Annotated in this window: 14 protein-coding genes and 1 pseudogene; 12 read left to right on the top strand and 3 right to left on the bottom strand. The window is 68.6% G+C overall.

The genetic code is table 11. From position 1 onward, the window contains the following. Window positions 1–1,630 (bottom strand): hypothetical protein (locus ACF08M_RS41010; protein ID WP_392190414.1); only part of this gene is annotated, 1,630 nt, incomplete at its 3' end. Between the two features lie 164 nt (window positions 1,631–1,794). Here ACF08M_RS41010 and ACF08M_RS41005 point away from each other — a divergent pair. The 6 genes from ACF08M_RS41005 (at window position 1,795) to ACF08M_RS40980 (ending at window position 4,030) form a co-directional block, all read left to right on the top strand. Then, complete coding sequence (locus tag ACF08M_RS41005; protein WP_392190413.1) at window positions 1,795–1,926, top strand: hypothetical protein; 132 nt, start codon at window positions 1,795–1,797, stop codon at window positions 1,924–1,926. Then, window positions 1,923–2,327: a restriction endonuclease gene (locus tag ACF08M_RS41000; protein WP_392190412.1), complete on the top strand. Its 405-nt coding sequence runs from the start codon at window positions 1,923–1,925 to the stop codon at window positions 2,325–2,327. The genes ACF08M_RS41005 and ACF08M_RS41000 overlap by 4 nt, the downstream gene beginning before the upstream one ends. Before the next feature lie 207 nt (window positions 2,328–2,534). Further along, the gene (locus tag ACF08M_RS40995) at window positions 2,535–2,759 is read left to right on the top strand and encodes a hypothetical protein (protein ID WP_392190411.1); all 225 of its coding nucleotides are present in this window, start codon (window positions 2,535–2,537) and stop codon (window positions 2,757–2,759) included. 30 nt (window positions 2,760–2,789) lie between these two features. Beyond that, window positions 2,790–3,071: a hypothetical protein gene (locus tag ACF08M_RS40990; protein ID WP_392190410.1), complete on the top strand. Its 282-nt coding sequence runs from the start codon at window positions 2,790–2,792 to the stop codon at window positions 3,069–3,071. Further along, window positions 3,068–3,877, top strand: a complete 810-nt coding sequence (locus tag ACF08M_RS40985; protein ID WP_392190409.1) for a hypothetical protein — start codon at window positions 3,068–3,070, stop codon at window positions 3,875–3,877. The genes ACF08M_RS40990 and ACF08M_RS40985 overlap by 4 nt, the downstream gene beginning before the upstream one ends. A 6-nt stretch (window positions 3,878–3,883) precedes the next feature. Next, window positions 3,884–4,030 (top strand): hypothetical protein, encoded by a 147-nt coding sequence (locus ACF08M_RS40980; RefSeq protein WP_392190408.1) that lies wholly within the window; start codon window positions 3,884–3,886, stop codon window positions 4,028–4,030. A 97-nt stretch (window positions 4,031–4,127) separates the two neighbouring features. On the opposite strand, the pseudogene ACF08M_RS40975 reads toward ACF08M_RS40980, so the two are convergent. Together ACF08M_RS40975 and ACF08M_RS40970 are read right to left on the bottom strand one after the other, a co-directional pair. Further along, a pseudogene (locus ACF08M_RS40975) lies at window positions 4,128–4,343 on the bottom strand (helicase associated domain-containing protein); the annotation flags it as partial. Between the two features lie 216 nt (window positions 4,344–4,559). Next, window positions 4,560–5,261, bottom strand: coding sequence for a hypothetical protein (locus tag ACF08M_RS40970; RefSeq protein WP_392190407.1), 702 nt, complete (start codon window positions 5,259–5,261; stop codon window positions 4,560–4,562). A gap of 245 nt (window positions 5,262–5,506) precedes the next feature. On the opposite strand from ACF08M_RS40970, the gene ACF08M_RS40965 reads away from it, so the two are divergent. From ACF08M_RS40965 to ACF08M_RS40940, 6 genes are all read left to right on the top strand, one after another. Continuing rightward, entirely contained in the window at window positions 5,507–5,851 is a 345-nt protein-coding gene (locus tag ACF08M_RS40965; protein ID WP_392190406.1) for a hypothetical protein, read from the top strand. Between the two features lie 26 nt (window positions 5,852–5,877). Next, complete coding sequence (locus tag ACF08M_RS40960) at window positions 5,878–6,423, top strand: GNAT family N-acetyltransferase (RefSeq protein ID WP_392190405.1); 546 nt, start codon at window positions 5,878–5,880, stop codon at window positions 6,421–6,423. Continuing rightward, window positions 6,420–7,055, top strand: coding sequence for a hypothetical protein (locus ACF08M_RS40955; RefSeq protein WP_392190404.1), 636 nt, complete (start codon window positions 6,420–6,422; stop codon window positions 7,053–7,055). Before ACF08M_RS40960 ends, ACF08M_RS40955 begins: the two co-directional genes overlap by 4 nt. Continuing rightward, a complete protein-coding gene (locus ACF08M_RS40950; protein WP_392190403.1) occupies window positions 7,052–7,495 on the top strand; it encodes a hypothetical protein in 444 nt (147 codons plus the stop codon). The genes ACF08M_RS40955 and ACF08M_RS40950 overlap by 4 nt, the downstream gene beginning before the upstream one ends. A 129-nt stretch (window positions 7,496–7,624) precedes the next feature. After that, window positions 7,625–8,479: a uridine kinase gene (locus ACF08M_RS40945; RefSeq protein WP_392190402.1), complete on the top strand. Its 855-nt coding sequence runs from the start codon at window positions 7,625–7,627 to the stop codon at window positions 8,477–8,479. 72 nt (window positions 8,480–8,551) lie between these two features. Continuing rightward, the gene (locus ACF08M_RS40940) at window positions 8,552–8,923 is read left to right on the top strand and encodes a hypothetical protein (protein WP_392190401.1); all 372 of its coding nucleotides are present in this window, start codon (window positions 8,552–8,554) and stop codon (window positions 8,921–8,923) included. The last annotated feature ends 258 nt before the right edge of the window (window positions 8,924–9,181 follow it).

Here is a 9,181-nt window from a genome sequence, read left to right as displayed (position 1 = left end):
CACCCCCCAGGTCATCCGTTCGACAGGGGGCAACAGTCATGCCGGGCCCGGAGGCCAGCGGCCCTCTTGCAGGACCGCGAAAAACATAACGGGGGGGGGAGAGGTGTCCGCGCCAGGTTTCGCGGCCGAGGTCGGCGGTGGCGCCGTAGGCGAAGCCCGCGGGCTGGCCGGCGTCGAAGGCGATGACGCAGTCGAAGGAGGGCCGATCGCCCCAGTGGTCGACGAACCAGGCGAACTTCTCCGTCCGGTGGAAGGGGTCGTCCATCTCGGTGGCGTAGGCGTCGGCGTGGACGTCGAGGAGTATCTGCCGGATCGCGGGCAGATCCGCGTGGCCGTAGCGGCTGATGGCGGTCATGTGCGGCTCCAGTGGGTGCGGTAGCGGTCGGCCCACTCCCGGGTGACAGGCGCGTTCGGGGCGGTGGTGATCAGGTTGCGGTGGAAGTCGCCGAGCAGGGTCCGCAGCCGTCCGGGCAGGGCGGCATTGCCCCGGAGGGGGGAAGATGCCGGCGGTGGTGGCGGCGGCCTGGTCGAGGTCGCCCTGGTGGAGCTGGGCGAGCGCGAGCCGGGCGGTGGCGAACGCCCTGTTGCGGGCGAACACCTGGGGCAGGGCCGTGAGCGCGTGGTGGGAGGCGGCCTCGGCGGCGGCGGAGTTGCCGAGGCGGTCGTGGACGATCGAGGTGATGGCATGGAGCTCGGCCCGGCCGTAGAACGCGATCCAGCTCGGCCGCGGGCGGGCCGGCTCGGCCTTGGCGAGCGTCTTCTCGGCATGTTCGAGGGAGCGCAGGGCGGGCCGGTGGTCGCCGAGGTGAGCGTGGGCGATGGCGATCCGCGCGTGCGCGAGGCTGGCGAACAACGGATCACGACGGGTGACGGCCGTGGCCCGGGCGGCCTGGCCGGCCGCGAGGGACTCGGCGTGAGCGCCGCGCTGGTGGGCCAGGATCGCCACCGAGTTCCACACCCGCATCGTCGCGACCGGATCCTGCGCCAGCCCGGCCAGATGCAGGGCCCGCTCGTGCAACGGCTGGGCGCGGGAGCTCTGACGGGCGTCCACGCACGACCAGGCCGCGGTTGCGGTGTAGTCGGCCGCGAGGGAGAAGAGCCGCTGCCGGATGCGCTGGGTGGCCGGCTTCTCCTGGAGCGCGACGGCCTCCTGAGCGCCGACGAGCGCGGCCCGCTCCAGGGTGTCGTGGCCGCCCCGGGAATCGTCCAGCGCCATGAGAGCGTCCAGCTGCTGCCGCAGCCGCAGCACATCACCACTGCCGACCCCCGCCACCGACGGGCCGAGAATCACGCCCCCTGCTGAGCCGGTCGTCAGCGCGAGGAAGGAACGGCGGTGCACGGGATCCTCCACGGGCGCGGACTTCTTCTTGCGACGGTCGGGCGGAGCGAACCCTAAGGCCGCCACGACCAGTCCGCTGACCTCCTCCAGCGCGATCCGGTACTTCTCCTGAGGCCAGGACGTCTCACCCGACCGCCACTTGTGCACCGTGATCTCCGACAGTTCCCGCGTAGGCCCGGACCTCCGAGTCAGCCGCCGCACGACGGCGTCCAGCTCCTTCGCGAGCGCCGGCGCCGACCACCCCTCACGCTCCATCCAGCGAATGAACGCCTCGTTCCGTGCACGTGCCATCCCCTCACGGTAGAACCCCGCCCCACCCCACCGAAGGTCAACGAACAGTCAAGTCGCTAGGCAAGCGGCAAGCAGAAACCGCAACTTCGCTATGCACCCCACCCCGGCCCGCGCGGTTGTCTGGAAACAAGACACCGAAACCCGCCCCTGGGGGAAACAGACCCATGCCCGACACCCACCACACCCAGCCCCCGCTCGACCACGGCTACGCCCGCTTCCTCACCACCACCGCCCCGGCCACCCCGGACACTGGCCCCGGCGACCACGACCAGGACGACGGGGTGGAGCACCGGTGAGCGACAGGTACCTCGTGCTTCACGATCCCGACGGCCTGATCGAGGCCGAACTCCCCCTGGACCGCGCCCCGTACGAAGCACTCGTCACCGCCGTCCTCGCATGGAAGGACCCGGACCTCGACCCTCACGACTACGAACAGTTCGCCCTCCAGCTCACCGGGCACGCCCGCGCCGTGGCAGACGACATCCGCCGCCACGCCGCCGCCCTGCTCAGGAGCGACGGCCGCGGCGCCCTCGCCGAAATCGTCCTTCAGGAAGCCGATCGCCGTCTGTCCGTACCGCCCGAGGGCACCGCCCGCTGCGTCCAGAACCGCGCCCGCCTGGTCCGGGCCCTCTACGAGCGGCTGGACCGGCTGGAGGCCGCGCCCGCCCCGGACAGGGCTGCACCGCCCGTCGGCTGACCCGCGCTCCGTATCTGCCGTCAACGTGAAGCCCCAGTCAGGCATCGGGGCATGGAGTTGATCGGCAAGGTTTCGGCCACTGCATGCGATTACCCGGCGGGTCCTGGACAGCTGCGGGTACGGTCGATCGGTTTGACGGCTGGCGGTGGCCGCCGGCGGGGAAGTGTCCGGTCGGCGTGTCGCCGCATCGCGGGTGGAGGTGGTTCGGTGGACAGCACCGAGCAAGATGTCGAGCAGCAGTTCACGCAGCTTCAGCAGAAGGTCGGCGCCAGCCATGCCGAGGTCCTGAAGCACGACGTCGACGACGACCAATTCGTGGTGGAGTACGCCCGGCTGGTGAACTCCGCCAGCAAGCTGGTGGAGTTCGAGAAGACGATCCCCGAGCGCCTGGCCGAACCCGAGCGCAGACGCAGTGAGCGCATCGTGACGTGATCCTGGCGCGGCCAGGCGGCCGTCGGCGCCGTGCTGATCGCGCTCGTTTTCATCCTCGACCGCTCGGCCTGGTGGCTGGTCCTGCTCGTCCCGCACTTCGCGGGCACGGTGGCCGGCTGCTTCCAGAAGGTCGATGCCGAACAGCACCGTGACCGCCGCTTCGGAGCCGTCGCACTGCACGTGGTCGCTCTCCTGACGGCCCTCATCAGCCTGAGCGTGATCAGCCGGTGGTTCATCATCGCCGCCGCCATCGGCTGGATGCTTGTCGCCGGGTCCTCGACGGACACGGGGGAGAAGGGGGCGCAGCGGTGAGCGACGACTACGGCCACCAGGTCCGCCGTCTGGAGACCCAGACCGGCGGGATGGAGCACGAACTGCATTCGCTGCGTTCGAAGCTGGGGGAGGTCGAAGACCTCGACTACGAGCTGCGCGACATCCGCGGCGACGTCCGCAGCCTTGAGGACGACCTCAGCACTGTCCGCAACGACCTCACCGAGCTGGACGACGACGTACGCGGCGACATCCAGGACACCGAGCAGGCCCTCAAGCGGCTGACTGGCCGCGTCCAGGCCCTCGAAGCTCACCTGCTCGCCGCGGGCGGCGCCTCGCTCGCCGACCTCGACACCGTCGACCCGGAGTGGATGAAGCTGGCCAGGACCGCCAGTCATGGCTGGCACGTACGCTCCGGCCTGCTCCCGAAGCATCAGCGCGAGGCCCACCGCCTGAAGATCCGCCACTATGAACAAGCGCTCGAAGAGCGCGACGAGCACCGCGACAAGGTGGTGGAGGCCGTCGGCATCCTGGCCAGCCAGCCGCGCACGTCCCGCGAGTTCGAGCAGGCCGTCATGGACTTCGGCGTGTCCCGCCCGCTCGCTGAAAAGCACGATCAGCGGGCACAGAAACTGGCCGGCCACGCCCAGGCCGCGCAGGCCGTGCTGGCCCAGGACGACTCTCTGCGGCAGGCGAAGGCCTCGCTGATCGAGCAGGGCGACAAGGCGGAGCGGAAACTGAACTGGCTGCTGCGCGGCCGTCTGGCCGACGCGATCCGTGACCGCGCCCTGCTGCCCATGTGGTTCGTGACCGTGCTCGGTCCGGTCCCGCCGGCGCATAAGATGTAGGAGTGGATGGACCACGCCACCGAGGTCCTGGCCTACCGGGTCACCTACGGGGTCACGGACCAGGCCGTCGCTCTCGGCGCGGCGCCCGACGAGCACGTTCCGCGTCGCACCGAGTGGCACCGCGAACTCATCAAGAACCTGCGCCGCTGGTAGCCCGCAGGGTGACGTACGAGACCCCGGGCATCTGCGGCCCGGGGCCTCTCTGTGCTCTGGGATGTCCGAGCGGTTCAACGACCCGCCGACGGGAGCGTCATGCCCACTCCACGCCCAGCTCCCGCAGCGCGTCCAGCTGCCCCGCCGTGAGCTTGTCGCGCCTCGACTTGGTGTTCGAGACCCACACGCCCAGCTTCACGACCACCGGCTCCGCCTCGCTGTCGACCGCGATCGGCTCGCCGTGGCCGCGCGGCACCGACCGGCCCGCGCCTTCCCGCTCCACCCACTGCGCGAGCGCCGCCAGGCCCTGTTGTGCGATCTCTCGGTTTTGTGTCAGTGAATGGTGTGACAGTGGCGGGTTCCCCGTGTGTTGCCCGGACGTACTGGTCAGTGAGTCATATGTCGGGGTCGCTGGACGTGCTGCCACTGTCATGAGATGAGAGATCGGGGGTGTCGGCACTGTCACCGGGCTGTCCATGTACAGGCGCAGGTCGCGTACTGACACGAAATCGCGAGATCGCACGGGGCGTCACCAGAAGGTCCACACCACCCAAGTGATGATGGCCAGGAGAACTCCGGCAGCCATCAAGGGCAGACCCCAGCGTCTCCGACGGGTGGAAACGCCTGAGTTGCTTGCGTGGTTGGTACCGAGGGGGGCAGGCACCAGTGAACCCGCGATGGTTACCGTGGGGCCCTCCCTCGGCGCCCATGTCCATTCTCCAGTCTCCAGCCGGGCGCCTTCCCGCAGTCCTCCGCCGCCGTCCCGGCGCCATCGGATTCCTCCAGCATCGGTGAACTCGACGTTCAACTGCATCGGCGACCTGGTGGCGGTCTGCGCCTGCTGCTGAGGGAGAGGGAAAGACCGGGAGCTGGACGATGGGATGCTTCCCGAGATACTGACGACCGGGGCGTCGGCGATCTGTGCGCCAAGGTCCAGAACAGGTTGGTTGCTTCGGTTAGTTACCAATAGTTCAGGAGCCGCCAGGCCCTCGGCGAGGGCGGAGGGCCTCATGACGACGCGGATATCGATCACTGACGCTTGGGCAAGGACGCCTGCTCGATCTTGCTCCGCCTGGCGGGCGGCCACCTGCCGTTCAAGGATTTCCAGACGGCGCTCCTTCGCTTCGAGCAATGCGGCCAGACGTACTTGGTGCCGGTGGGCAAGGAAGCTGACCGTCAGCGCCCCAAAGGCGATCAGTGCGCTGACGATGATGCCGATGGCTTCGATCACGAGAACACTCTGGCGATTCCGTCAGCCGTAGTCAGCCGGTCTCGTGAATCAAAGCCAGTCAGAGCCAGAACGAGCCAGTCGCCGCGGCGTTGCGCCACGCCGTGCGACCATGCCGCGCGTCTGCCTGCACCCGCACGAGCCCGGCCGGGACCACGGCGCACCGCGCTGCACTCGCGGGCCGGGGGCGGTTGGGCCGCCCGGCCCGCTCGCCGAGCCCCGGTGTGCCGGGGGCGCAGGATCGGGGTGTGGAGTTCCCGATCAGGGTGGCGTCGGCGACGGCGGTGCCGGTACTGCCGCGCGGGCCGGGCTGGTGGTACGAGCCGAAGTTCGACGGGCACCGGATGGTGCTGCGCCGCACGGAGGAGAGTGTGGTGCTGTACGCGCGGTCCGGACGGATCGTCACCAGCCACTGGATGGACCTCGCGACCGCCGGCATGCACTCCCTGCTTCCGGTCACGGTCCTGGACGGCGAAGCCGTCATCAAAGTGGCCGTCCAGTGGCAACAGGCATCAGGCGGGGACTGGGCCGCCTACGCCGCCGACGTCGCCCAGCGAAACCCCGACAATCACGACTCGAAAGCCCAACCGTGACCGACCCGAATGTGACACTCGCCGCTATGACCAGCCCCAACGCTCCTGCCTTCCACCAAATCGTCCACCCGCACGAGATCACCGCCGAACTGAGACGCGAGCTGATCGACTGCTGGATCACGGTCACCAACGCCGGCGGGGCCGCCGGGTTCCCCTTCCCACCCGTCGACACGGAACAGGTCGCTCCCGTCGCCGACCGGCTCATAGCTGACCTCGATCCTCAACGCAGTCGGCTCCTCGTCGCCGTCGTCGACGGCGTCCTCGCCGGCTGGCTGAACCTTCGCCGCGACCTCAACCCGGTCGTCGCGCACTGGGGCACCGTCAACCACGTTCAGAGCCACACAGGCTTCCGCGGCCGCTCCATCGGCACCACCCTCATGAACCGCGCCCGTGAAATCGCTTGGGACGAGATGAATCTCGAACAACTCCACCTCGCCGCGCGAGGCGGTGTCGGCCTCGAAGACTTCTACGGCCGTCTCGGATGGAAGGAGATCGGCCGATGGCCCGGCGCCCTACGGCTCGCCCCACACGACGACCGCGACGAGATCCTCATGATCCTGGCGCCTCTATGACCCGTCCCAGCCTCCCCTCCGCGGGGGCATTCAGACAGTTCCAATACCCGACTCCACCGTTATCCCGCCCCGGCGGGGCCCAGTCCGAGTTGCTGGCCGAGGTCAACAAGCTGGAGAGCGACCGGAACCTCGCCCTGGTCCTGGCGGAGTTCCGCAACTATCAGCAGGGCGTCCTTCCGTCCGGGCCGGGAGCCCGGAGCCTGACCGAATTCTTCGCCAGCATTGACGCCAAGCTCGACCAAACCGCACCAGCCCCGAAGACACAGAGCAGTGACCGCGACGTGCTCAACCTGCTGACCAAACGCGCCAATGTCCTCCACCTCGGGCCGGCGAACTACTGCTGGTTCACCGACCCCTCCCGGGCCCTCTGCCTCAAACTGGCCGGCACCCCGACTACAGACCGCCCGTTGGTCGGGATGTGTGACTCCGCCCGCTGTCCGCAGGCCACCCATCACCCTTGCCACCGTCCCGTCTGGGTCGAGCACGCCGACCGCACCAAGGTCTTCCTCGGCCAGCTCGGCACCGCTCGCAAGACCGAACGCACCCGGCTCCAGGGCGACTACGACCGGGCCCGCCGCGTCATCGGCGAGATCGACGCGGCCAGCACCACCACGGACGAGGAGTCCGCATGAGGATTTCCGCAGCCCAGCGGACCGAGAACGCGAACCGCATCCGGGCCGCGATGGACCGGCTCCTTCGCGGTGAGATCCCGCCCGGCGGAAAGTGCGACATCAAGACCCGGGCCATCGAGGCCGCGGTCGACCGTACCGCGTTCTACGGCACCCGCCCCTACTCTCACCTATGCGAGGAGTTCGAACGCCGCCTGCGAGCCCTGCAGCAGGCCGGGGAGATCCCCGATCCTCGCGAGGCCCAGATCGCGCGGCTCAAGACGGAGAACGCCAAGCTCAAGGAACGGCTGGCCGCGTCAGAGCAGATGATCGACGAGTTCACTGACTTCCGCACCCAGGCCCTGGCCGGCTCGCTGCCCAGCACGAGGAGATCGTCCGGCTCCGCGAGGCCGCCGCCGGGGCAAGCCGGATCAGCCGCCTTCCGCCATCACAGACCACTGTGATCGGGACCTGCAACTGACGTCGCGGCCAGCTCGTTAGTCACGCTGGCGTTGCCTGGAAACGGTTAGCTTCCTCGGCCCTCCAGTAAGTAGCTTGGCATCTGCCAGACGCCCGCTCACCAGGGAGTTTCCATGTTCGAAGGCATCCGGGGCCTTGCTCCAGAGCGTGCTGCTCGGCTCGCCTCCCTGGTCGAGTGTTGCCGACCGTTGCTGGAGCAGGGCAGCGGCATGGAAGCGGTTCAGCAGTTGCTGCGAGACCGCGGCACCAGTGTCATCGACGCGGTCGCCGTCACTCGCGAACTCCTGGGAGCCGGGCCGGGATCCCTGGCTGAGGCCAAGACGATCGTGCTGTCCAGTGCAGTCAGGGCCTCCGAGCTACGGGCTCACCAGCAGTTCGTGGAGGGGATCGAGCAGGCGACGGATGTCGGTGACGCCATCCTTCAGCAGGCCCCGTCCCGCGGCAACACCATCAAAATCGTCGCTATCGACGGCGCCGGCGGGTCCGGAAAGACCACCTTGGCTGCCGCCGTGGCCGGATACATCGGTGATTGCGTCGTCGTCCACTGCGATGACTTCTACCGTCCGATGCCCGAACACGAGCGCGAGCATCTCGACGCCGAACAGGGCTACCACCGCTACTTCGACTGGCAGCGACTCCGCACTCAGGTCCTGGAGCCCTTGCGGGCCCGTCAGACCGCCCGCTACGAGACCTACGACTGGGCCACCGGGCAGCTCGGGGGCTGGCGGGAGATCGCTCCCCGGAGCGTGGTGATCGTGGAAGGGGTCTACTCCATCCGCCCGGAGCTGTCCGCCTACTACGACCTCACCGTCTACATCGACACCCCACGCGAAATCTGCCTACAACGTTTGCGAGAACGCGCCCAGGACTCACAGGAGTGGATCAATCGTTGGCGGGCTGCCGAGGACTACTACATCAACACCACGAAGCCCCAGACCAGAGCCGCACTCGTCGTCAAGAGCGGCTGAGCAGAGGGGAAACCGCGATCACCGAAACCATCAGCTGGCTTCCCACGCCTCATACCCTCGCCGCCTGCCGGTGTGGTGTCGGTCACGTCAGCAGACCTGGAATACAACACAGCCGACCGTCATGGTCGCGAACGTGGCCTCGACGATCCGACCTGCTCAATCGCCACACAGAGTCATCCGCACACAGCCTCTGCGGACACAAGGCACACCGCCGCCTACCGGATGGCGCGCGACCTGCAGATGCTTCTGACCGACGTGCAGTGGGTCCTCGGTCACGCGCACCTGTCCACCACGGAGATCTACCTCGCCGCCAGCCGCGAAGAGGTGATCGAGAGCGTGCTCGCACACCATGCTCGCCGGGCCCACCAGCAGGTCGTGCCGCCCACACCGGCGCCGGGCTACGACCCGGCAAGCCTGGACGTGTTGTTCGGACGGCGGCCATGACGTCCACGACGGCGAGCCCGCCCCGGCAGCGCAAGAGCGGAGGACGTCCCTCGGCTCCGCTGCACGGCTCCGCTCAGAAGTCCCTGCGGTCCGTCTTCCCCGCGAGAGAGGTAGCCGACGTCTGGCAGGCCACCGCCGAGGACCGGGACCAGGTCAAAGACCGCGGGGCTTTCCCCTTGATCGTGGACACCGGTTGTCATGCGGCGGTGGCCAGCGTAGTTGATCGTTGTTCGTAGGCGATCGGGCTGATCTGGCCGA

Origin of the sequence: Streptomyces sp. NPDC015032, from assembly GCF_043080425.1 — a bacterium.
Classification (GTDB): Bacteria; Actinomycetota; Actinomycetes; order Streptomycetales; family Streptomycetaceae; genus Streptomyces.
The sequence above is the reverse complement of the archived record's forward strand: the minus strand, read 5'-3'. Positions and strand labels throughout refer to the sequence as shown.